This is a genomic window from Sphaerisporangium sp. NPDC005288, assembly GCF_040607475.1.
In the GTDB taxonomy this organism is placed as follows: Bacteria; Actinomycetota; Actinomycetes; order Streptosporangiales; family Streptosporangiaceae; genus Sphaerisporangium; species Sphaerisporangium rhizosphaerae.
The window spans coordinates 192,809-214,928 of the sequence record NZ_JBEXGT010000009.1 but is presented as its reverse complement, the minus strand read 5'-3'; the positions used below and the strand labels follow the sequence as shown (position 1 = coordinate 214,928).

Annotated in this window: 21 protein-coding genes and 2 pseudogenes; 10 read left to right on the top strand and 13 right to left on the bottom strand. The window is 68.9% G+C overall.

The window, feature by feature from the left end; all coding sequences use genetic code 11:
• The first annotated feature begins 182 nt into the window (after nucleotides 1–182).
• From ABZU32_RS11830 to ABZU32_RS11815, 4 genes are all read left to right on the top strand, one after another.
• Nucleotides 183–1,904: a CBM35 domain-containing protein gene (locus ABZU32_RS11830; protein WP_354920607.1), complete on the top strand. Its 1,722-nt coding sequence runs from the start codon at nucleotides 183–185 to the stop codon at nucleotides 1,902–1,904.
• Nucleotides 1,905–1,995: 91 nt separating this feature from the next.
• Nucleotides 1,996–3,270, top strand: a complete 1,275-nt coding sequence (locus ABZU32_RS11825; protein ID WP_354920604.1) for a sugar ABC transporter substrate-binding protein — start codon at nucleotides 1,996–1,998, stop codon at nucleotides 3,268–3,270.
• A gap of 268 nt (nucleotides 3,271–3,538) precedes the next feature.
• Nucleotides 3,539–4,522, top strand: a complete 984-nt coding sequence (locus ABZU32_RS11820) for a sugar ABC transporter permease (RefSeq protein ID WP_354920601.1) — start codon at nucleotides 3,539–3,541, stop codon at nucleotides 4,520–4,522.
• Complete coding sequence (locus ABZU32_RS11815) at nucleotides 4,519–5,337, top strand: carbohydrate ABC transporter permease (protein ID WP_354920598.1); 819 nt, start codon at nucleotides 4,519–4,521, stop codon at nucleotides 5,335–5,337. Before ABZU32_RS11820 ends, ABZU32_RS11815 begins: the two co-directional genes overlap by 4 nt.
• Before the next feature lie 36 nt (nucleotides 5,338–5,373).
• Here ABZU32_RS11815 and ABZU32_RS11810 read toward each other — a convergent pair whose 3' ends face one another.
• The 9 genes from ABZU32_RS11810 to ABZU32_RS11770 all read right to left on the bottom strand — a co-directional run bounded on the left by ABZU32_RS11810 (nucleotide 5,374) and on the right by ABZU32_RS11770 (nucleotide 14,395).
• Nucleotides 5,374–5,685, bottom strand: coding sequence for a hypothetical protein (locus tag ABZU32_RS11810; protein ID WP_354920595.1), 312 nt, complete (start codon nucleotides 5,683–5,685; stop codon nucleotides 5,374–5,376).
• Nucleotides 5,682–5,966 (bottom strand): hypothetical protein, encoded by a 285-nt coding sequence (locus tag ABZU32_RS11805; protein ID WP_354920593.1) that lies wholly within the window; start codon nucleotides 5,964–5,966, stop codon nucleotides 5,682–5,684. Before ABZU32_RS11805 ends, ABZU32_RS11810 begins: the two co-directional genes overlap by 4 nt.
• Nucleotides 5,967–6,141: 175 nt before the next feature.
• Nucleotides 6,142–6,345, bottom strand: coding sequence for a cold-shock protein (locus tag ABZU32_RS11800; RefSeq protein ID WP_350929493.1), 204 nt, complete (start codon nucleotides 6,343–6,345; stop codon nucleotides 6,142–6,144).
• Between the two features lie 286 nt (nucleotides 6,346–6,631).
• Nucleotides 6,632–6,955, bottom strand: coding sequence for a Rieske (2Fe-2S) protein (locus ABZU32_RS11795; protein ID WP_354920590.1), 324 nt, complete (start codon nucleotides 6,953–6,955; stop codon nucleotides 6,632–6,634).
• Entirely contained in the window at nucleotides 6,952–9,405 is a 2,454-nt protein-coding gene (gene nirB / locus ABZU32_RS11790; RefSeq protein WP_354920587.1) for a nitrite reductase large subunit NirB, read from the bottom strand. Before nirB ends, ABZU32_RS11795 begins: the two co-directional genes overlap by 4 nt.
• 11 nt (nucleotides 9,406–9,416) lie before the next feature.
• Complete coding sequence (locus ABZU32_RS11785) at nucleotides 9,417–11,861, bottom strand: molybdopterin oxidoreductase family protein (RefSeq protein ID WP_354920584.1); 2,445 nt, start codon at nucleotides 11,859–11,861, stop codon at nucleotides 9,417–9,419.
• Between the two features lie 230 nt (nucleotides 11,862–12,091).
• Nucleotides 12,092–12,802 carry an alpha/beta hydrolase family protein gene (locus tag ABZU32_RS11780; RefSeq protein ID WP_354920581.1) on the bottom strand — a complete coding sequence of 237 codons (711 nt, stop codon included), beginning with the start codon at nucleotides 12,800–12,802 and terminating at the stop codon, nucleotides 12,092–12,094.
• Nucleotides 12,803–13,126: 324 nt separating this feature from the next.
• Nucleotides 13,127–13,705 (bottom strand): hypothetical protein, encoded by a 579-nt coding sequence (locus ABZU32_RS11775; protein ID WP_354920578.1) that lies wholly within the window; start codon nucleotides 13,703–13,705, stop codon nucleotides 13,127–13,129.
• Between the two features lie 111 nt (nucleotides 13,706–13,816).
• Complete coding sequence (locus tag ABZU32_RS11770) at nucleotides 13,817–14,395, bottom strand: TetR/AcrR family transcriptional regulator (RefSeq protein ID WP_354920576.1); 579 nt, start codon at nucleotides 14,393–14,395, stop codon at nucleotides 13,817–13,819.
• A gap of 84 nt (nucleotides 14,396–14,479) precedes the next feature.
• Between ABZU32_RS11770 and ABZU32_RS11765 the strand changes: the two genes are divergently transcribed.
• From ABZU32_RS11765 to ABZU32_RS11755, 3 genes and pseudogenes are all read left to right on the top strand, one after another.
• Nucleotides 14,480–15,304, top strand: coding sequence for an NAD(P)H-binding protein (locus ABZU32_RS11765; RefSeq protein WP_354920573.1), 825 nt, complete (start codon nucleotides 14,480–14,482; stop codon nucleotides 15,302–15,304).
• 188 nt (nucleotides 15,305–15,492) lie between these two features.
• On the top strand, nucleotides 15,493–16,356 hold the full coding sequence (locus ABZU32_RS11760) for a haloalkane dehalogenase (protein ID WP_354920570.1): 864 nt from the start codon (nucleotides 15,493–15,495) through the stop codon (nucleotides 16,354–16,356).
• Nucleotides 16,357–16,713: 357 nt separating this feature from the next.
• Nucleotides 16,714–17,113 (top strand): annotated as a pseudogene (locus tag ABZU32_RS11755) (transposase family protein); the annotation flags it as partial.
• Nucleotides 17,114–17,644: 531 nt separating this feature from the next.
• Here ABZU32_RS11755 and ABZU32_RS11750 read toward each other — a convergent pair.
• Entirely contained in the window at nucleotides 17,645–17,827 is a 183-nt protein-coding gene (locus ABZU32_RS11750; RefSeq protein WP_354920567.1) for a hypothetical protein, read from the bottom strand.
• Between the two features lie 239 nt (nucleotides 17,828–18,066).
• On the opposite strand from ABZU32_RS11750, the gene ABZU32_RS11745 reads away from it, so the two are divergent.
• Complete coding sequence (locus tag ABZU32_RS11745) at nucleotides 18,067–18,516, top strand: hypothetical protein (RefSeq protein ID WP_354920564.1); 450 nt, start codon at nucleotides 18,067–18,069, stop codon at nucleotides 18,514–18,516.
• A 167-nt stretch (nucleotides 18,517–18,683) separates the two neighbouring features.
• On the opposite strand, the pseudogene ABZU32_RS11740 reads toward ABZU32_RS11745, so the two are convergent.
• Nucleotides 18,684–18,888: pseudogene (locus ABZU32_RS11740) on the bottom strand (transposase family protein); the annotation flags it as partial.
• 283 nt (nucleotides 18,889–19,171) lie between these two features.
• Here ABZU32_RS11740 and ABZU32_RS11735 point away from each other — a divergent pair.
• Nucleotides 19,172–20,083, top strand: coding sequence for a phosphorothioated DNA-binding restriction endonuclease (locus tag ABZU32_RS11735; protein WP_354920561.1), 912 nt, complete (start codon nucleotides 19,172–19,174; stop codon nucleotides 20,081–20,083).
• A gap of 179 nt (nucleotides 20,084–20,262) precedes the next feature.
• Nucleotides 20,263–20,973, top strand: coding sequence for an N-acyl homoserine lactonase family protein (locus ABZU32_RS11730; RefSeq protein WP_354920558.1), 711 nt, complete (start codon nucleotides 20,263–20,265; stop codon nucleotides 20,971–20,973).
• A gap of 318 nt (nucleotides 20,974–21,291) precedes the next feature.
• On the opposite strand, the gene ABZU32_RS11725 is transcribed toward ABZU32_RS11730, so the two are convergent.
• Both ABZU32_RS11725 and ABZU32_RS11720 read right to left on the bottom strand, forming a co-directional pair.
• Nucleotides 21,292–21,786 carry a group II truncated hemoglobin gene (locus ABZU32_RS11725; protein WP_354920556.1) on the bottom strand — a complete coding sequence of 165 codons (495 nt, stop codon included), beginning with the start codon at nucleotides 21,784–21,786 and terminating at the stop codon, nucleotides 21,292–21,294.
• Nucleotides 21,783–22,118 (bottom strand): antibiotic biosynthesis monooxygenase family protein, encoded by a 336-nt coding sequence (locus ABZU32_RS11720; protein ID WP_354920553.1) that lies wholly within the window; start codon nucleotides 22,116–22,118, stop codon nucleotides 21,783–21,785. The genes ABZU32_RS11725 and ABZU32_RS11720 overlap by 4 nt, the downstream gene beginning before the upstream one ends.
• Between the last annotated feature and the right edge of the window lie 2 nt (nucleotides 22,119–22,120).

The window sequence follows — 22,120 nt, the reverse complement described above, 5'->3', positions numbered from 1 at the left end:
GGCGGGCAGCAGGGCGGGCAGGACGGCGGCGCCGCGGGAGGTGACGGTGAGCTCGCGGGTGCCGGCCACCGGCACGACCCCCGCGTGGGACCGCCCGCGGTGCGCCGCCGGCTCGGGGAGGGACGGTCCCGTTCCACCTCCTGCTCGCCCCCCAACTGAGCACAGAAAGAGCGAGGTAGCTGATGAGCAGACCCCGACTCACGCCGGGACGCGCGATCGGCCTCACCGCGGCACTGCTTGCCGCGGGATTCGGCGGGCTCGTCCCCCTGGCGCCCGCCGAGGCGGCCGGTACCACCCTCACGGTGAACGTCGCCCAGCCCTTCCGGCCCGTCACCCACGTCGCCACCGGCGGACTGTACGGCCTGGCCGAGAACAGCAGGCCCGCCGACTCCACCCTGCTGTCGCTCAAGGTGAACTCCCTGACGCAGCCCGCCCCCGGCGTGGGACAGCGGCCCAACGGCCAGCCGCCGGGCGGGGACTCCCTGAAGGTCTCCCCGCAGGCCACCCGGGTCGGCGCCGGGGAGTACATCCGGATGCCGGACATCTATCCCAACTTCCCCTACCAGTGGGTGAGCTGGAACGACTGGCTGGCCAAGGTGGACACGATGGTCCGTGCCCGCCTCAACACGACCTCGGTGACCAACGTCGTCGGCTGGGAGCTGTGGAACGAGCCGGACTGGACGTGGAACACCGGGGCCGCCGGTGCCTTCAACGACGGCTGGGCGCGCACCTTCCGGGCCGTGCGGGCGCTGGACGCCACCACGCCGATCGTCGGGCCGAGCATCTCCTACTACAACCGCTCCTGGCTGTCGTCCTTCCTGACCAGCGCCAAGGCCAGCGGGACGCTGCCCGACATCATCTGCTGGCACGAGCTGGGCAGCCCCAACAACATCGCCGCCGACATCGCGAACTACCGCGCGCTTGAGTCCTCCCTCGGCATCAGCCCTCGCCGCATCTCCATCAACGAGTACGCCGCGACGAGCGAGGTCGACGTCCCCGGCCGGGTCGCCAGCTACGTGGCCAAGCTGGAGCGAGGCGGCGTCGAGACCGCGCACCGGGCCTTCTGGTACGAGTACGGCACGATGAACGGTCTGGTCGTCAACGGCAACCAGCCCACCGGCACGTGGTGGCTGTACAAGTGGTACGGCGACATGGCGGGCAGGATGGTGACCACCACCCCGGCCAACCAGACGGCGCTGGACGGCTTCGCCGCCTACGACGGCACCCGCAAGATCGTCAACGTGGTGTTCGGCAACGAGTCCGGCACCAACACCGTCCGCGTCACCGGCATCGGCGCCCTGGGCTCCAGCGTCAGGGTGACCCTCCAGTCGACGCCGGCCAACGGCCGCTTCACCGCCGTGACGGCGCCGACCACGATCTCGACGACCACCTCCACGGTGAGCAACGGAGAGATCAGCGTCTCGGTGCCCAACATGTCCGCCACGAGCGCCTACAACCTGGTCATCCAGCCGGCGAGCGGGGTGCCCTCCTACCAGCAGCGCTACGAGGCGGAGAACGGGTCGGTCTTCCGCGCCCAGCGGCTGACGAGCTCCAGCGCGTCCGAGGGCGGCTACGTCGGCCGCATCGACAACAACACCGGCACCCACCGCGACGACAGCTACGTCGATTTCGTGGTGAACGTGCCGTCCGCGCGCTCGTACACCATGACCGTCGGGTACGCCAACGGCACCGGTGCGACCGCCACGCAGGGGATCGCCTACAACGGCGGCGCGTGGGGCACCATCAGCTACCCGCCCACCTCCGGCTGGGGCCAGTTCGGCGCCACGACCGCCACGACCGTCAACCTGCAGGCCGGCTACAACGTGATCCGCCTGGCCAAGGGCTCTCCCGGCTTCAACGGAGGCACCGGTTATGCCGAGCTGGACTACATCCAGCTCACCTGAGCGTGTCCGCGCGGGTTCGCATCCTGACCGTGCGAACCCGCGCGGCCGGCCGACAGATCCAGCCGGTGATCCGGCTTCGAAAGGAAGACCTATGGAAAGTCGCCGTTCAGGACGACGGGGCCTTGGCGCGGCCCTCGTCGCCGTCACAGTGGCGAGCGGCGCCGCGGCGTGCTCGTCCGCGCCGTCCTCCCCCTCCGGCACCGACGCCGGCAAGGCCTCGGCCGGGGGCGGCGCCTACACGATCTGGGACCCCTACCCCCAGTTCGACGACACCTCCGACTGGGTGAAGCTCCTGCAGTCCTGCGGGACCCAGGCCGGGGTGACGGTCAAGCGCACCGGGTACGACACCACCGACCTGACCAACAAGGCGCTGCTGGCGGCGCAGCAGGGCAACTCGCCCGACGTGCTGATCGTGGACAACCCGGTGGTCTCGACGCTGGCCGAGGCGGGGGTGCTGACCTCGACCGACGAGACGAAGCTCGACACCTCCACCATCTCGCCGAACCTGCTGGCGGCGGGCCAGATGGGCGGCAAGACCTACGGCATCCCGATCGGGGCCAACACGCTGGCGCTCTACTACAACAAGGCCGTGCTGAAGAAGGCCGGGGTGGCCGCGGCGTCGGTCAAGGACTGGGCGTCGCTGACGGCCGCGCTCGCGAAGGTGAAGGCGGCGGGCAAGAAGGGCATCACGTTCTCCGCGATCGGCACCGAGGAGGGCAGCTTCCAGTTCCTGCCCTGGTTCTGGGGCGCAGGCGCGCAGCTCACCAAGCTGGACTCGCCGGAGGGGGTCGCGTCGCTGTCGCTGTGGACCGATTGGCTGAAGAAGGGATACGCCCCCAACTCGGTGATCAACAACACCCAGACCACGAGCTGGCAGGAGTTCGCGACCGGCGACTTCGCCTTCAGCGAGAACGGCACCTGGCAACTGGCCAACGCCAAGAAGACGGGCTTCGAGTACGGCATCATCCCGATCCCCGGCAAGGACGGCGGAGCCGCGCCCGCCCCGACCGGCGGCGAGTTCGTCGGCGTCCCGGTACAGAAGGACGCCGCGCGTTACGCCGTGTCGCAGAAGCTGGTCACCTGCCTGACCAGCACCGAGAACTCCTACACCACCGACACCACGCTGTCGTACATCGCGCCGACCGAGAACGTGCAGGCCAAGCAGGTGGCGGAGAACCCGGAGCTCAAGGTATGGGTGGAGGCGGTCAAGGCGGCCAAGGGCCGCACCAGCGATGATCTCGGTACGAAGTATCCGAAGATCTCCGAGCCCATGTGGAAGGCGATGCAGGCCGCTCTCAGCGGAGCGCAGCAACCGCAGGAGGCGATGGCCGCCGCCCAGGCCGCCGCGGCGAGCGCGACCCAGTAGGAGCGACGAGCACGGTCCGGGGGAGGACCCCGGGGCGCGGTCGGTGCCCCGGGGTCATGGACGTCGTCCCTTCTCTAGGGCGGTGACCACATATGTTCACGGGCGCGGCTCCTCACCCCGGCCATGTGCTGGATGTGATCGGCGCCGGGTCGGCGGGTCGGCGGGTCGTGGTACGGCGATGCCGGCGCCTGGTACGGCGTCCGAGCCGGTGAACGTTCGTGGAGAGCGCACTAGCCGATCTCTGCCGATCTCTGTCGAAAAGGACAGCATGAAACACGCAACACAGACGCCGGCCGCGCCCATCGCGGGCGGCCGGCCGAGGCGGCCGCCGGCTCCGCCGCCCCGCGGCGGACGGCGCGCGGCCGCGCGGCGGCGGTCCGGGCAGTGGACGGCGTGGGCGTTCCTGGCGCCCGTCGTCGTCTATCTGCTGGTCTTCTACGCCTACCCCCTCTACCGCAACCTGGATCTGAGCCTGCGCGACTACACGGTGCGGTCCTTCGTGCAAGGGGGTGCGCCGTTCACCGGGTTCGACAACTACGGCAAGATCTTCGCCAATCCGACGTTCGGCCCGGCGCTGTGGCACACCGTGGTGTTCACCGTGGTGTCGCTGGTGTTCCAGTTCACCATCGGCCTCGGCCTCGCGGTGTTCTTCACCCGGCACTTCCGGCTCGCGGCGACCCTGCGGGCGCTGTTCCTGGTGCCCTGGCTGCTGCCGCTGATCGTGTCGTCCTCGACCTGGTCGTGGATGTTCAACAGCGACTCCGGCCTGGTCAACGCGATGCTGACCGCCTTCGGGGTGTCTCCGGTCAACTGGCTGACCTCACCCGACTGGTCACTGTGGTCGGTGACCATCGCCAACATCTGGATCGGGATCCCGTTCAACCTGGTCGTGCTGTACAGCGGCCTGCAGGCGATTCCGGCGCACATCCACGAGGCGGCCGAACTCGACGGCGCCACGGGCTGGCAGCGGTTCTGGAAGGTCACCTTCCCGCTGCTGCGCCCGGTGTCGGCGATCACGCTGCTGCTGGGGCTGGTCTACACGCTCAAGGTGTTCGACATCATCTGGATCATGACCAAGGGCGGGCCGAGCGACTCCTCCACGACGCTGGCCACCTGGTCCTACCGGCTGGGCTTCGGCAACCTGCTGCCGGCCTTCGGTCCCGGCGCGGCGGTGGGCAACCTGCTGATCGTCATGGCCCTGTTCTTCGGGCTGCTCTACATCTACGTGCAAAGAAGGCAGGCCTTCGCATGATCGCCTCGCGCGGCTGGGCGAAAAGCGCGCTCGGGCTGGTGCTGACCGGCCTGATGCTGTTCCCGGTCTACTGGATGATCAACGTCTCCCTCACCCGCGACCAGGACATGCGCAAGAGCCCGCCGTACCTGTGGCCGAGCAACGGGACACTGGAGGGCTACCGGGCGGTGCTGGAGCAGCAGGGGCCCTACCTGGTCACCAGCCTGGTGATCGGGCTCGGCACCGTCGCGCTCACGCTGGTCATCGCGGCGCCGGCGGCGTACTCGCTGGCCAAGCTGCGTCCGAAGGGTGGCGGGGCGCTGAGCTTCGTGCTGCTCATCGCCCAGATGATCCCCGGGATCATCATGGCGATGGGGTTCTACGCCATCTTCCTCAGCACCGGCGTGCTCAACACGGTCCCCGGGCTGATCGTGGCCGACTCGACGCTGGCGGTGCCGTTCGCGGTGTTGGTCCTCACCACGTTCATGTCCGGAATCCCCGAGGAGCTGATGCAGGCGGCCAGGGTGGACGGGGCGGGGGCGATGCGCACGTTCTGGTCGGTCGTGCTGCCGGTCAGCCGCAACTCGATCATCACCGTGTCGCTGTTCGCGTTCCTGTGGGCGTGGTCGGACTTCATCTTCGCCAGCACCCTGGACCAGGGCGGCGACCACCAGCCGATCACCCTCGGCATCTACCACTACATCGGCAACAACAACCAGCAGTGGAACGCCATCATGGCCACCGCCGTCGTCGCCTCGATCCCGGCGACCGCGCTTCTTGTCATCGCCCAGCGCTACGTCGCCGCCGGAGTCACCGCCGGCGCCGTCAAGGACTGACAGACCGGCTCGGGCGGAATGGGAGACGGCCGCGCTTCAGGGGTGATCGTAATTGGAATGATTTCCCACTCGACGCCAATGCAGGATGGTCTCACCGTCGTCAGCGATTTCGAAGCGGAAGGTGGCCCGGCCGTCTGGAGAGGCGAAGTTCCAGGTCAGAGAGTAGATATCGGTGTCCGTGAGCTTGTGGACGCGCAGCCGTACCGGCCAAGGGGCGCGGCCGGTGTGTGCCCCCTGCTCGATAGCAGGAAGAAGATGCTTGTAGACGGCGTCCTTGAACATGGCGTAGTGCTCGGGAGGCAGCCGTGACGCGTCCCGGAGAAAGGACGCCGAGCGTTCGTACCTCACCGGGTGTCTTCACCACGGACGGCGTCGATTTCGGCGAACATGTCGTCCATGCTGTCGAAGGTCCGGGTGCGGCCCTCGCGGAAATCCGCGTCCGCCTCGGTTTCGGCGGACTGCCAGCCGGGAGTCCAGTACCAGGCCTCGTCGGCGGGCACGATGGCCGCGACGCGGCGACCGTGGTCGGTGAGGTAAGCGATGGTGTTGCGTTCGGCCGCCGCGCTGATGACATCGGGCAGGTGGCCGTCTGCCTCGTCCAACGGAACTTCGAACGCGTCCTCGCCCATGTCGCGAGTGTAGGCGGTCGCCTGTGCGGGGGTCACGTAGCGAAGCGTGGCAACGAAACCGCTGACGGTGACGACTTTCCATCGTCGAACCGTCGGGATGCCGCGAGGGGCGGCCATAACGCGAGCCGGGGCCCGCACCTCTAAGGTGCGGGCCCCGGCCGTGGAGCGTGACGCGTCAGACCGGAACGATGTTCTCGGCCTGCGGGCCCTTCTGGCCCTGGGTGACGTCGAAGGAGACCTTCTGGCCTTCCTGCAGCTCACGGTAGCCCTGGGCGGCGATGTTCGAGTAGTGGGCGAAGACGTCAGCGCCGCCACCGTCCTGCTCGATGAAGCCGAAGCCCTTTTCCGAGTTGAACCACTTCACGGTTCCAGTCGCCATGTCGATCTCCTTTGATGAGGGGCTGAGCCGGAGTCGGCTCTGTGCCGGTTCCGCGCCGCCGTGATAAGCCCGTCCGGAGATGACCGGTAAAACAAAAATGCACCCGACGTCACAATTCCCGTCAGGCGCGCAAAAAGTTCACGGTTACCACAACTGCAACTGGCATCAGCCTACCACGCTTCGGCCGTCCGCATCCAACCCGCAAGCGCGAGATCTCGGTGGCCGGGCCGAGCGACGCCGGCTCGGCAGGCCCTTCGCCTCACCCCGCTCGTCCGGGGAGGCCGCGTCAGATGTGCACGAACAGGTGGCCGTCGGGGTCGATGTGGAGGGGGTAGGACCGGAGTGGGGGCTGGCCGGTGGTCGAGCAGCCGGTGGCGAGGTCGAACATGTGCTGGTGCAACGGGCAGATGACGACGTCGCCGTCGATCTGGCCGTCGGCCAGCGGGCCCTGGGCGTGGGTGCACACGGCGGACACGGCGCGCGCGTTCCCGTCCCGCAGCCGGAACACGGCGATCTGCTCGCCGTCCACCGTGAACGCCCGGCCCTCGCCGACCGGGATCTCGTCGAGGCGCCCGAGCCTGTGCGCCCGGACGCCCGGGGTCGCGGTCATCGCTTCGGCACCGGGAGCAGCGGCAGGGCGGGGCGGAACTGGCCGGGGGTGACGGGCTCCCTGCCCTCCTGCCAGGGATCGCGGTAAGCGTCCACAGAGGCCTGTACCGCCTGGTCCAGGCCGGCGGCGATGCCGTCGGCGTCGTCGACCACGACCTCCCGGATCCGCTCGATGCCGACGCGCGGCACGAACGCGTAGGTGCGCTCGAGCCAGTTGGCGTTCTCCCGGTAGTACTGCAGGAAGCGCCCGGTCAGGGTGATGACCTCCTCGGCGGTGCCCACCGTGGCCAGAAGGTCGCCCTTGCGGATGTGCGCCCCCGCCGCTCCGCCCACGTAGATCTCCCAGCGGCCCCCCTCCACGGCCACCACGCCGAGATCTTTGACGTAGGCCTCGGCGCAGTTGCGCGGGCAGCCGGTGACGGCCAGCTTCATCTTCGCGGGCGCTTCGAGTCCTTGGTACCGGGTCTCCAGGGCGATGCCCAGCGCGGTGGAGTCACCCAGGCCGTACCTGCAGAAGTCCAGGCCCACGCAGGTCTTGACCGTCCGGAAGCTCTTGCCGTACGCGTGGCCGGACGGCATGCCGAGATCGGCCCACACCTTCGGCAGGTCCTCCTTGCGGATCCCGAGCAGGTCGATGCGCTGGCCGCCGGTGACCTTGACCAGGGGGACCTGGTACTTGTCCGCGACGTCGGCGATACGGCGGAGCTGGTCGGGGGTGGTGCAGCCGCCCTTCATCTGGGGCACGACGGAGAACGTGCCGTCCTTCTGGATGTTGGCGTGCACCCGGTCGTTGATGAAGCGAGCGTCGCGTTCGTCGACGTACTCGCCGGCCCACATCGTGCGGAGCAGCGACGCCAGGCCCATCTTGCTTTTCGCGTCCTCCTTGCCCGCGGGGGCGAGCTCCGCGAAGACCGCGGAGACCGATCGGAGGCCGCGCGCCCGGATCTCGGCCATGAGCTCCTGCTTGGCGAGCGGGACGCCCGGCACGTACCAGCCGGCCGAGGGGTCCTCCTCGGTCTCCCCGCCGGCCGCCCACTCGACGATCTGCGTGACCAGCGACCGGCAGGAGCCGCACCCCTTGCCGGCCCGGGTCGCGTCCATCACCCCGGTGACGGACCTGGCCCCGTCCTTGACCGCCGAGACCAGGTCCGCCTTGCTGACGCCGTTGCAGTTGCACACCTGCGCGTCCTCGGAGAGCTCCTCGACGCTGGTCTCGGCGGACGGCGCGCCCAGGTCGAACAGCAGCCGGACCCGCTCCTCGGGCAGCGGGAGCCCGCGGTCGAAGGCCTGCATGAGGAAGGCGACCTTGCTCAGGTCGTCCACCAGGGTCGCCCCGACCAGCCGGCCGTCGCGGACCACGACGCTCTTGTACATCCCGCGCGTGGGCTCGGCCACCACCACGAACTCGTCGTCCTCGCGCTCTGGACCCTTCAGGCCCATGGACGCCACGTTCACCCCGGCCACCTTGAGCTTGGTCGCGATGCGCGACCCGTGGTAGGCGGCGGTGGGATCGGCTCCGGTGATGTGGTCGGCCAGGACCCTGGCCTGCTCCCACAGGGGCGCCACCACGCCGTACACCTGGCCGCGGTGCTGAGCGCACTCGCCGACGGCGTAGACGCCGCGCTCGCCGATCGCCCGCATCTGGTCGTCGACGACGACGCCGCGTTCCACGACCAGGCCGCCCGCCTGCGCCACCTCGGTGTTCGGGCGGATTCCCGCCGCGATCACGACCATGTCGCAGGGGATGACCCGCCCGTCGGACAGTGCGATGCCGGTCACGCGCTCGGCGCCCCGGATCTCGGTGGTCCGGGCGTTCAGCTCGACGGTGATGCCCAGCCTCTCCACGCTGCGTTTCAGCACCGCGCCCGCCTGAGGGTCCAACTGCTGGTTCATCAGGTGCCCGCCCGCGTGCACCACGGTGGCGGAAAGGCCGTGGCTCTGCAGCCCCCGCGCCGCTTCCAGGCCGAGCAGGCCGCCGCCGATCACCACCGCGCCGTGGTGGCCGCGGGCGTACCGGAGCATGTTGCGGGTGTCGTCGATCGTCCGGAAGGTGAACACGCCCTGGTGGAAGCCCCGCTTGGCGTCGCGCACTCCGGGGATGTCCGGAACGAACGGCCGGCTGCCGGTGGCGATGATCAGCCTGTCGTACGACGTGGACGTGCCGTCGTACGCGTACACCTTCCGGGCGAAGCGGTCGATGCGTCTGACGCGCGTTCCCGCGTGCAGCGTGATGCCGTTGGCCTCGTACCAGGCGAGGCCGTTCAGGAAGATCTCGGCCTCGTCGTCGGTCCCGGCCAGGACGTTCGACAGCATGATCCGGTTGTAGTTGCCGTACGGCTCGTCGCCGAACATCGTGATGGAGAACCGTTCGCCTCCGCCCCTGGCGAGGATCTCCTCCACCGTGCGCGCCCCCGCCATACCGTTCCCGATCACGACCAGCCGCTGCCGCATGGCGTTCCTCCTCACACCTCGACCAGGCCGAGATCGACGACGGCCGACCCGGAGACGCCGTCCGGGGCGGCCAGGTACACCTCGATCGTGGTCCCGGCCATCAGGTCCTCGACGACGCGAAGGGAGACGTGGACGGCCGCCTTGGCGCCGATCGGCAGGTACCGCATGGGAGTTCCGTCGCGCATCAGGACAAGGCAGACGAGCTCGTCGCAGGAGTTGCCGCCCCGCAGGTAGACGGGCTGGGTGACGTAGCCGTCGGGGACGACGTACCGCAGCTCCGACGCCAGCGGGAAGGGGGCGTCCATGCCCTTGCCGGTGAAGGAGAAGATTCCCTGCAGGAACCGGGGTGTCGAATCCATCTGAGTCCTTCCGTCGAGCCGTGGCCGTGGGTCTTCGACCTTCCTGACGGCGACCGCGCAGGCCTTGAAGGCGGGCATGCGCGAGAGAGGGTCCAGCGACGGATCGGTGAGGGCGTTCGCGCCCGATTCGCCGCCCCAGTGGAACGGGACGAAGACGGTGTCGGGACGGATGCCGTCGGCCAGCTCCGCCGCGAAGAGGGCCCTGCCCCGGCGGGTGCGCAGCTCGACGGCGTCCCCCGCGCCGATGCCATGCCGCCTGGCCAGGTCAGGGTGCATCTCCGCGCTCGGGACCGCATCGCCCTGCGTCAGCGCCGCGATCCTGCGCGTCTGGGTGCCGCTCTGGTACTGGCGCATGAGACGCCCCGTGGTGAGGACGTAGGGGAACTCCGCGTCGGGCCGTTCGGTGGCGTCCCGGTGCTCCACCCGGACGAACCGCGCCCGGCCGTCCGGGGTGGGGAACCGGTCCGTGAACATCCGCGCCGTCCCCGTCTCGCCCTCGGGGCACGGCCAGAACACCCCCTGCTCCGCCTCGATCCGTTCGTAGGTGATTCCGCCGTAGTCGGCGGCGCCGCCGGAACTGGCGCGCCGCAGCTCCTGGAACACCTCGCGCGCGTCGGCGCTGAAGTACGCGCCGCGCCCGAGCCGCCGGGCCAGAGCGGTGATGATCTGCAGATCGTCGCGCGCCTGGCCGGGCGGCACCCGTACCGGCCTGCGCCGGACGACCCGGCCCTCCAGGTTGGTCATGGTGCCCTCCTCCTCCGCCCACTGGGCGGTGGGGAACACCACGTCGGCCTCCATCGCGGTCTCCGACAGGAACATGTCCGAGACCGCGAGGAAGTCCAGCGCGCGGAGGCGGTCGAGCACGCGGTCACGATCAGGGGCGGACACCACCACGTTGGAGGCGAACACCAGCAGGGCGCGCACCCCGCCGTCCCGGCCCATGCCGCTGAGCATTTCGTAGGCCGACGGCCCGGCGCCGGGCAACTCCTCCGGGGCGACCCCCCAGACCGCGGCCACGTGGGCCCGGGCGGCCGGGTCGTCGATCCGCCGGTATCCGGGCAGCTGGTCGGCCTTCTGGCCGTGTTCCCGTCCCCCCTGGCCGTTGCCCTGTCCCGTGATGGAGCCGTATCCGCTGTCGGACCGGCCGGGAAGCCCGAGCGCCAGCGCCAGGTTGACGAAGGCCTGCGCCGTGTCGCTGCCCTGGCTGTGCTGTTCGGCCCCCCGGGCCGTCAGGATCATCGCGGAGGCGGCGGTGCCGAGCATCTCCGCAACCCGTTCCAGGTCCTCCACCGGGACCCCGGTGACGCGCTCGACCCGGTCCGGCCAGTACGCCGTCAGGCCCGCCCGCACCTCGTCGAACCCCGTGGTGCGCGCGGCGATGTACTCAAGGTCGGCGCGACCGGCCCGCAGCACCAGATGGAGCAGGCCGTTGGCCAGCACGAGGTCGGTCCCGGGCACCGGACGCAGGTGGACCGTCGCCGCCCTCGCCGTCGCCGACGTGCGGGGATCGACGACGACCAGGCCGCCCCCGCGTTCGTTCAGGTACTGCATCGCCGGTGGCATCGTGTCGGCGAGATTGCTGCCGGCCAGGAGCAGGACCTGGGTCCGCGCCACATCGGCCAGCGGAAACGGCAGCCCCCGGTCCACGCCGAACGCCCGGTTGGCCGCGGTCGCCGCCGACGACATGCAGAACCGGCCGTTGTAGTCGATCGAGGCCGTCCGCAGCGCGACCCGCGCGAACTTCCCCAGCAGATAGGCCTTCTCGTTGGTGAGCCCGCCGCCCCCGAAGCACCCGACACTGTCCCTGCCGTACCGCTCCTGGCTCGTAGTGATCGCCTGCACGGTGCGATCGAGGGCCTCGTCCCAGCCCGCCGCGCGAAACGGGCTGCGGCGGTCGCCGGGAACCGTCCTGACCAGCGGCGTGAGCAACCGATCCGGGTGGTCCAGCAGCTCGGCCGCCGTCCACCCCTTCACGCAGAGCCCACCGCGATTGGTCGGAAAGTCGGCAGGCGCCAGCGAAACCTCACTGCCCCTGACCTGCAGCGAGATCCCACACTGCAACGAGCAGTACGGGCAATGGGTCGTCGTACTCGGCATCCCCACGACCACAAGGCTCAGCCCCGGCGATTACACCGGCATGCGCACAAGGTGTAGCCCCCGTTAACCCCTCCTCACGGGCCCCGGATCAATGTCTCGGGTCGTGGCCATTCCCAGGCTCGGCGGCGAAGCCCAGGAAGCACCTTGGCGACGTCGTCGCCGGCCTCAGCCGAAGACGCGGTGCAGCGGCCTGCTTCAGTGGCCGGTGGTGACCCGGGCTCGCATGGTCCTCAACGGCAAGCCCGCTGCCGGCGCGTCGACGCCTTCGCGCCGCATTCACCGAGCAGTAACGCGGCGACCGCCTCAGGGGCTTCATGCAGCGCGTCGTGGCCGGTTGGAACGTCGTGGACCTGCCAGCCGGGATCGGCGTGGAGCCGGCTGCGGAGTTCGGCGAACGGCGTCCGGTCCTCCCACCCCGAGCAGTAGATGAACTCCCGGCGGGGGGCAGGCGCGAGCGCGCCTGTGAGCCGGATCGCCTGCACGAACGAGGCGAGGGGATGGGGACGGCAGCGGGGATCCACGCCGTCCGGCGGCCGGACGGCGTAGCCGGTGGTCGCGGCGCCGGCGGCGAACGCCTCCCGGTAGCGCTCGGTCGTCGACGACCAGCACGACTCGCCGTCGCGCGGTACGTAGGCGTCCAGATGCACCAGTCGCGAGACCCGGCCGCCGGCGCGATCGGCGGCCGCGGTGATCACCATCCCGCCGTAGCTGTGGCCGACCAGCGTCGCACCGGTGATGTGGGCGCGGTCGAGGAGCCGCAACACGTCGTCGGCATGGGTGTCGAGGTTGGCGGCCGCGACCGTCGCGTCGTCGTCGTCCGGCCGCAGACCGGTCAGGGTCAGGGCGTGAACGGTATGACCGGCACGCTCCAGCAGCGGAGCCACCGCCTCGAACGCCCAAGAGCCGTGCCACCCCCCGGGCACGAGCACGAACGTCGCCATGCTTTCTCCTTCTCTCTCACGCCGGCTGACATCGAGGAACACTTTCCTGGTGACATGCGGTCCGGTCGGAGGCTCCGCGCGGCTGAGGACCTCGCATGGACGCAGTGTTACCAGATCACCATGTGAAACCGAGCGGACGCGGATTTCCGTCAGGCCCGCCCTCAAATCCTCGGCGGACCGAGCGGGAGGGGACGGGGCCGGGGGCAGGCACCGGCTCTCGTCGGTCACGATGAGGTACCTCATGGCCGGCCACCAAGGTTGCTCAGTCGCATGTCCGTTCAGGTTGCCGGGGCCTACCTCGTTATTGACCAGTCGCGGGTTCGGTCAGCCGCCGGGGCCCACCTCGTTGTCGGGGGCGCCGTCGCCACTGGTGGGCAGGTCACCGCGCTCGACGGGACTTGGTGGTGGGGAAGGTGTGCCGGTCCCGGTCGCAGGTCGTGCCCCGGCGACGGCCGCCTTCAGGGCGGCCCGGTCCACGTCCGCAAGCCGTCCGGCGAGGCGGATGTAGTGGTCGCCGCGAACCGCGGTGTACTCGTGGCGGCCGCCGCCTTGCCGGTACCAGCCCACCTCGTCGCGGTCACACCGTACTGGGGCGGTGGGCGGGTCGGCGCCGCTGATGGGGGTGTCGGCACACTGGCCGTCGCTGAAGTCACCGCGATCAACGCGTAGTTCGACCCGCCTGCCGTCGGGGGAGACGTAGAAGGCGCCGAAGCCCTCTTCCCCGACCCCGCCGACCGACTGCTCGGCGAGTTCGTAACCGGGCAGATCCACGACGTAGATCAGGTCCGGGGCCACACCCTGCGCGTGAGCTCGGTCGATGACGGCCTGACTGAGCACCCCCTCCGAGCCGCAGCCGGACAGAAGGGCGCCCAGGACGAGGAACATCGCCAATACCCGGCCCACCCCCACACTCTAGAAACCCGTCCCAGAGACGTCGAGCGCGACCGGCTCGGGCTCCAGGCAGGTCGTGACCGGTCTCACCGGCATTGGCGGCGGCGCCGTCGCCGTCTCTGGTCAGGTCAGGGAGTCGATCCAGCGTTCCAGGCGGCGGCCTTCGGTGGCCATGAGTTGGGGGTCGCGGAAGGTGTTGGTCAGCAGCGAGATCCCCTGGTAGGCGGCGATCAAGGCCACGGCGAGCTCGCGGGAGTCGGGCCGGCCCATCGCCTGGAACTGCTGCTCGGTCCAGTCGATCAGGACTTGCATGATCTTGGCGATCTGGCGGTCCAGGCCGTCTTCGCGTTTGTCGAGTTCTGAGGCCAGCGTTCCGGTGGGGCAGCCGTACCGGGCCGCGAGCTCGCGCTGATCGACCCACCCGCCCACGAGCGCCTTCAGCCGATCCTGGGGGGTGGGCAGGGCGTCGAGCGCGGCGATGATCGTCTGCAGGTTCTGCCCGTGCGCGTCGATCGCGGCCTCGACGAGCTGGTCCTTGGTCTTGAAGTAGTAGTAGACGTTGCCCACCGGCACGTCGGCCGCTCGGGCGATGTCGGCGAGCGTCGTCTTCTCGACACCCTGTTCGTGCAGTACGCGGGCCGCGGCGGTGGCCAGCCGCTCCCGCTTGCCCGGCTTCTGCCGCACCTTCGTAGAGTCAGTCACCTGACTAACTATAGACGCGTGGTGATCTGATCGACTATGGTGCTGAGTCAGTTAGCCAGCTAACTCACTCAGGAGATGGTTTGCGTGATCGTAGTAACGGGTGCGACCGGGAACGTCGGACGGAACGTCGTGCGGATCCTCGCCGCGGCCGGCGAGCAGGTGACGGCGGTTTCCCGGCAGCCTGTGCAGCCCTCGCAGCTGCCGCCCGGGGTACGGCACATCCGGGGCGACCTCGCCGAGCCCGTCAGCCTGAAGCCCGCACTGGAGGGGGCCGACACGCTGTTCCTGCTCGTCGCCGGTGACGACCCGCAGGGCATCCTGGACCTGGCCAAGGCGGCCGGAATCCAGCGGGTGGTGCTGCTCTCCTCTCAGGGAGCCAGGACGCGACCTGAGGTCTACCGCCATCCCGCCGCGTTCGAGGAAGCCGTGCGAGGCTCCGGTCTGGCCTGGACGATCCTGCGGCCCGGCGGCTTCGACTCCAACGCCTATGCCTGGGCCGATCAGATCCGGTCGCAGCGGACGGCCGCCGCGCCGTTCGGCGACGTCGGGCTGCCGGCCATCGACCCGGCGGACATCGCCGAGGTCGCGGCCGCGACCCTGACCCAGGATGGCCACACCGGTCGCGCGTACGAGCTCACCGGCCCGGAGCCGGTCACCCCGCGGGAACGGGTCGCGGCGATCGGTGGGGCGCTGGGTACTCCCGTCCGGTTCGTCGAGCAGACCCGCGAGGAAGCCCGCGCGCAGATGCTGCGGTTCATGCCCGAGCCGGTCGTCGACGGCACCCTCGCCATCCTGGGCGAGCCGTCGGGCGACGAGCAGCAGGTGAGCCCCGACGTCGAGCGGATCCTCGGCCGCGCACCGCGCACCTTCGCCGACTGGGCGGCACGCAACATCGCGGCCTTCCGATGACCAAGCCAACGGCGACCTTCCGGAACGCGAGGACCTCGGGCGGCGGCTTCACGGTGAGCTCCTCGTCCCGGCCCTCTCCCCGGTAGTGGCACGCCAATACGCCGAACGCGCTGGTTCGCGCCGCCCGACCCGCCCGGGCGGGTCGCGGTCGACCAAATGATGCAATTCCACTTCTCGAAGGACACACCATGCCCATCCAGCCCGTACTCGACTCGACGATGTACTACGCGCACCTCGGCGCCGGCACCCCGATGGTCTTCCTGCACGGCAACCCGACCTCCTCCCACCTGTGGCGGCACGTCCTCCCGGCCGTCGGCGAGCCCGGCCGCCGCCTGGCTCCCGACCTGATCGGCATGGGCAGGTCCGGCAAACCGCCCATCGACTACACCTTCGCCGACCACGTCCGCTACCTGGACACTTGGTTCGACGCCCTCGGTCTCGACGACGTGGTGCTGATCGGCCATGACTGGGGCAGTTTCCTCGCCTTCGACTGGGCCGCCCGCCACCCAGGGCGCGTCCGCGGCATCGCCTTCACCGAGGCGATCGTCAAGCCGATGTCCTGGGAGGAGTTCCCCGAAGGGGGCCGTGAACTGTTCCGGGCGATCAAGACCAGCGGCGTGGGCGAGGCGATGATGCTCGACGACAACCTCTTCCTCGAGCAGGGGCTGCCGGGCAGCGTCGCCACCACCCTCGCCCAGGAGGACCTCGACGCCTACCGCGGGCCCTATCCCACGCGGGAGAGCCGCCTGCCGCTGCTGCGATGGGCGCGGTCGATGCCGCTCGGCGGAGAACCCGCCGACGTCGTGGCGAGGGTCGAGGCCTACGACCGGTGGCTGGCGACCAGCCCCGACGTGCCCAAGCTGCTGCTCACCTTCAACCCCGGCCCCGGCCACATGATGACCCCGGCGATGTACGACTGGTGCGCGGCCAACATGGCCGGCCTGGAGATCCGGCATCACGACGTGATCGCCGGGCACCACACCCCGGAAGACCACCCTCACCTGATCGCCGCCGCCATCGCCGACTGGGCCGACAAGCACGGACTCCGCTGATTCCCGATGTCAGGATCAGCCGTCCATGGCGTCTGCTCGAGCAGGACGTTTTGCTCAGTGTTGTCCGCCGTCCATGCCGTGGCGGGCTGACGTGCCACCTGGTATCCATCGAGATCGCACAGAGTGAATTGACAGCCCCTCAGGGCCGATCTACTGAGCCCTTTCCATCGTGATCATGCTGGTCACGGTTGTGGGGTAGGGCCCACATGTTCGGTGAGATGAGGCTCCCGGTAAGACAGCAGTCGACCAAGATCCGATGCCCCAACCGGGAGCCTCGATGCTGTCTTACCCTGCCGCGATTCTCCTGTCGAACCGCACACTCGCCCACCTGGCCGACCTCATCCGCAGCCATCGCCCGGCGTGAACGTGCAGGTCCTATCCGATCCGGCCGGTCGCCTGGTGTGGGTCTCACCCGCACTGCCAGGCAGGACCCATGACCTGATCGCCGCTCGCAATGGTCGGCCTGATCGACGCTCTCACCCACGGCGATGTCACCACGTTCGCCGACAAGGGTTACCGAGGCGCGAGCGGTATCGTTCGCACCCCGTTCAAGCGCCACCGGCACCGGCTGTCACGAGCCCAAAAGGACGTCAACCGAGCCCACGCGCAGATCCGCGCCCCGGGTGAACGCGCCGTCGCCACCCTCAAAGCCTGGAAGATCCTGGCGGAGCTGCGCTGCTGCCCTCACCGTGCCACCGCGATCGTCCAGGCCATCCTTGTCCTCCAAGCCACCCAAGCCGACCGCTACTCAGGATGAAAAGACTCATTCTGGTGAAGACGTGAGTGGAGTGACCACCATTCGCGGTGACCGCTGCGCTCCAGAGGACGTCGCGCGACTGGTGCAAGCCGACCCGTGGGACGCGGTGATCGACGCCTCTGGCTACGTACCCCGGAACGTGTTGAGCGTTACACGCGCCCTTGCCCTCTCGCCAATCGCTACCTGTTCATGCCCCCAGTGAGTGTTTATGCCGATTGGCCGGTCGAACCCCTGACTACATCAGCGAGCTTCCATGGTGGGCCCGTCGACGTCACAGGTCCCGTCGACAGTGAGTCGTTCGGCACTTTACTGCGCTACTGCGTTTTCCAGGAGATATAGCGTCAAGAACGCCCTGGCGTACTGGCTTGACTACGGTTTGAGCGACAAGTCCGCAAGCAGCATCAGGACCTACACCTCACTGGTCAAGTACCACATCATCCCGGCACTCGGGCGTGAAAGCCGGTCGAGCTCTCCGCCGAAGATGTGGACAATTGGATTGAAGCAGAGTCCGCGAAGCTCAGTACAGAAGCTCTACGCCGGTGCCACTCGATCCTCAATCGGGCTTCTCCACTGGTCTATGCCATCCTCCACCGCACGCTGATCGCGATCGACGGTGTCGCGGAGCAGAGGTCGTACTACTTTGACGGTCAATTCCAGCAGCTCGGTCAGCCGCACAGCGAACAACCGCTTCGGCGTCAGCTCCGCCTCACCCATTCCCACCTCCGCACACCGCCATCACCCTTCGGACCGAACCGGTCCGAAAAGCATGCCGCAAGACCCTCACCAGCGAAAACACCCCGACCAACACCCGGCCAAGCTGCATCGACGCCACACCTGTGCGTCAATCTGTGCGACATCAACGCCAAGCGATCCACGCCAAGCGTCGTAGGCGGAACCATCGCCGACAAGAAAAGAAATGGGTTTTACGGTATTCCGTGTAACGGCGAGATGACATGGAGGTGATTGCATTTCATGTGATGCTCTTACCGGAACCCACCAATTCGAATGGACAAGTCGTGAAAAATCGAACGCTGCTCATGCTATGGCCAGCCGTGGCCGCTGCTGTCCTCGTCACAGGTCTGACCGAACCCGCCGTTGCAGCTCTCCAGCCCAAAATCGAGCTCGCATCCGGACTGGGAGTCTCAGCCGCAAAGTGCGACTGGTATCCCGATGGTGGCATTGATGATTTAACGGGCCCGGCTTACGTCAAGGCGGGCACATGGTTGCGCGGCGGACCCTATGCCAGTTGCGACGGCTACAAGACGACCAGCGTAAAATGGGCCAATACGCATTGCCGCTACGTCAACTCTGCCGGCAACCTCTGGTACTACACCATCGAGGGGTGGGTGTACAGCGCCAACGTGACTTTCCCATACGGCAACGTCCCGACCAAGGCCTGCTGACCCGACAGCTTTCGCACCGAAAGCCGTGGTCGGGTGGCCGGGAGGGGCACTCCCGGCCGCCGGACCCGTACTGACGTGCGGCCCATCGATCGCGATCAGCGTGCAGTCGAGAATGGCATAAGTAAGACAAGAAGTCCGGACGGCGCCGACGTATACGTCGTCGGCGGAGCGGCGAGCAGATCGACCGATTTCCGCACGTAGCGCCAGGCTGTCGTGGTGCCGATGGCGAACCGGCGGCCAGGTGGGCGTAGGTGTCGCCGTTGCGCAGACGGGCCAGCACGAGTAAGGCTTGCCGACCTGGATCCAGGCGCCGCCTCTTGCATCGGCGTTGGACGCATTGAACGCGGTGAGATCGGCCGGACGGACGAGTATGCGGTTCGACAGCGGAATCGCGGCAGGGTAGGACAGCGACCCGGTCGGAGCCTTGGATCTTGGTCGACTGCTGTCTTGCCGCGAGGCTCATCCCACCGCACATCTGGCCCTAACCCCATCACCATGACCAGCACGATCACGATGGAAAAGGCTCACTTGACTCAGTCGTCCCAGCCATTTCGATGGAGGGACGTGGGCCTCGTCCATCAGGCGAGGCTCTGGTCTTTTTCGTCGGCTGCCGACCAGTCCCGAATGGACCCGGCCAGGTCTAAATTGGTCGGTCATGGACTGGGTCGAGCGGGTCGCGGGCATTCGGCGGTGGGCGCGGAATGGGGAGCGGGCCCCGCACAAACCGCTCTTGCTGCTCTACGCCCTCGGCCGGTTCCAGCGAGAAGGCGCAGAGCCCATTGTTTTCAGCGCCGCCGAGGACGATCTGAAACGCCTGCTCAAAGAGTTCGGGCCGCCGCGTGACACGAGCCCGGGCTACCCTTTCCACCATCTGACCAGCGACGGCGTGTGGATCGTCCACACCGTGGACGGTCCGGGCAGTCCAGGCCCCGAGCTGGGCCGCCTGCGGGGCACCCAGGCGGCCGGTCGGCTCCACCCTGACCTGCTGCGCGCCCTGTCCGACGACTCCCACCTGGTGGTCCGTCTCGCCCGGCATCTCCTGGACGCCAACTTCGAGCCCTCCCTGCACCCCGACATCTGCCGGCTGACCGGGCTCCGGCTCGAAGGCGACGGCTCCGGCCACCTCACACAGGTACCTGGGCGTACGAAGCCCCGCCGCGCCGGACTGTTCCGGCAGGAGGTCCTCATGGCCTACGAGTACTGCTGCGCGTTCTGTGAGTACGACGGATGGCTGGACGGCGCCGTGGTCGGCCTCGATGCCGCGCACGTCCGCTGGTGGGCTTTCGAAGGGCCGGACGATGTGGCCAACGGGCTGTGCCTGTGCGCCATCCACCACAAGCTTTTCGACAAGGGCGTCCTCGGGCTCACCGCCGACCGGAGGATCACCGTCTCGGCCAAGTTCGCCGGCAGGTCACCGACCGCGAAGGCCATGGTCCTCGACCTCGCGGAGCGTCCCGTCCGCCCCCCGCAGCCGGGTCTTGCTCCCGTGGAGCCGGCCAACATCGAGTGGCACCATCGCCAGGTCTTCCGCACCCCCGCCCGCCGGTCGCACCCGGCTTCGGCCTGAGCCGGTCAGACGGACGTCCGGCCGGAGTGATCGCGGCGTTCGGTTGATGAAAGGACACCACCGAGGGGTGGGCCGAAGGCAGATCTCGTTACCCCGGGTCACGCCGTTCGGGAACGGCGTGCTGTTCCGCTACGGGCGGACCGGCTGCGGGGGGCGTCCTGGCCTGGCACGATGACGGGATGAGCGGGGAGATCAGCGTGCGGCGGCTCGACCTGGGGTACTTCATCCGGCCCGAGTCGGAGACCGGGGGAACCGGGCCGCGGGTGGAGCCGGTGCTCGCCTATCTGGTGCGCCACGACAACGGGGTGATCCTGTTCGACACCGGCATCGGCGCGGCGGACGCCGGGACCGAGGCGCACTATCGCCCGCGGCGGCGTCCGTTGCGGGATGCGCTGGGGGACGCCGGGGTGAGCGCCGATGACATCGCGCTGGTCGCGAACTGTCATCTGCACTTCGACCACTGCGGCGGCAACCCCATGCTGAGCGGTACGCCCATCCTGGTGCAGGACTCCGAACTGGCCACGGCCCGCCGCGGCGGCTACACCGTGGACGCGCTCGTCGACTTCCCCGGCGCGACCTACGAGGAACTCGCGGGTGAGACCGAGGTCTGGCCCGGCGTCTGGATCGTCCCTACCCCCGGGCACACCGAGGGCCACCAGTCGCTGGTCCTCCGGCGCCGCGACGGCAGCGTGGTCCTCGCCGGTCAGGCCCACGACTTCGCGTCCCATTTCGCCTCCGACCACCTGGCCCGCCAGGCGGCACTCCACGGTGCGGCGGACCCGCTGCCTTCGTATCGGTCCTGGCTGGAACGCCTCGCCGACTTCGACCCGCGCCGCGTACTCTTCGCCCACGACTGCTCGATCTGGGAACCCGCGCACATCGATTTCTAGCGCCTAGCCGCCCTCACAAGGTCGGGGACGAGTTGATCATCCTGGCCACGCGCGGTCGCTGGCACAACCCGACGCGATCGCATGCGGGTCATCGGTACGGGCACGGTCTCACCGATAACGTGGCGTACGAGAAAGTCGTGCCCTGCTCCGTCACGGCGGCTTGGGTGATCCGCATGTGGTCGTCGCGGAAGCGCGGACACCATGGAGCAGACGGCCGGCCGGTTCGAGAGCCGGGTGGTGCGGGCGATCCGAAGTGTGTCGCAGGCTTCGGCGTAGGCTGGCGCGGGTCATTTGAGCCGGAGCTTGGCAGGCGGGGGTTCAGTTGTTCGGTTGCCAGGGTGGGGTCTGGCCCCAGTGCCAGCGGGGTACGTCGGCCGCGTTCACGGGAGGCGGGTTGTCGCCTGAATAGATCAGTGCCATGCGCGTGCCCCACTCGATGTAGTAGGTGAACACCGCGCGGAACTCCGGGTCGGTCGGCAGGCCGACCTCGTCGGCGGAGTCCTGCAGGAGGTCGACCCAGCGGCGGCGCTGTGCCTCGGTGATGCCGCGGCCCAGGTGCATGCGCGCCATGTGCGGGTGGCCGCCGCGCTCGGCGGAGTAGGTCGAGGGGCCGCCGAAGACCTCGGCGAGCCACATGGCGACGTGCCGCGGGTGGCGCTCGTCCATGCCGGCGAAGACGGGGGCGAGGAGCGGGTCCTTCATGACGTGGCCGTAGAAGACCTCGGTGAGGCGGTTCAGGGCCTCCTCGCCGCCCATCCATTGGTAGATGGTGGGCACGCCGGGCGCGGGCTCGTTCACGTGCTGCTCGGTCACGGCTGCTCCTGTCCCGCGGCCTTGCCGGGGCCGGCGACGTCGGTGAGGACGTAGTGCTGCATCTCCTCGATCGCCTTCACGTACGGGCGGATCGCGCTGAGGAAGGCGGGGAAGTGCTCGCCGCGGCCGAAGCCCTCCAGGTGGTCCTCGACCGACGTCCAGCGGATCCGCAGGATGTACCGGTCGGGTTCCTCCTGGCAGTGCGCCAGTTCGTAGTCGATGCACTCGGGCGCCGCGGCCAGCGATTCGGCGGCCCGGCGGTAGGCGTCCTCGAAATCCTTCCGGCCGTCTGAGGGGATGCGGTACCGGATGTACTCCACGGTCGTGGTCATGC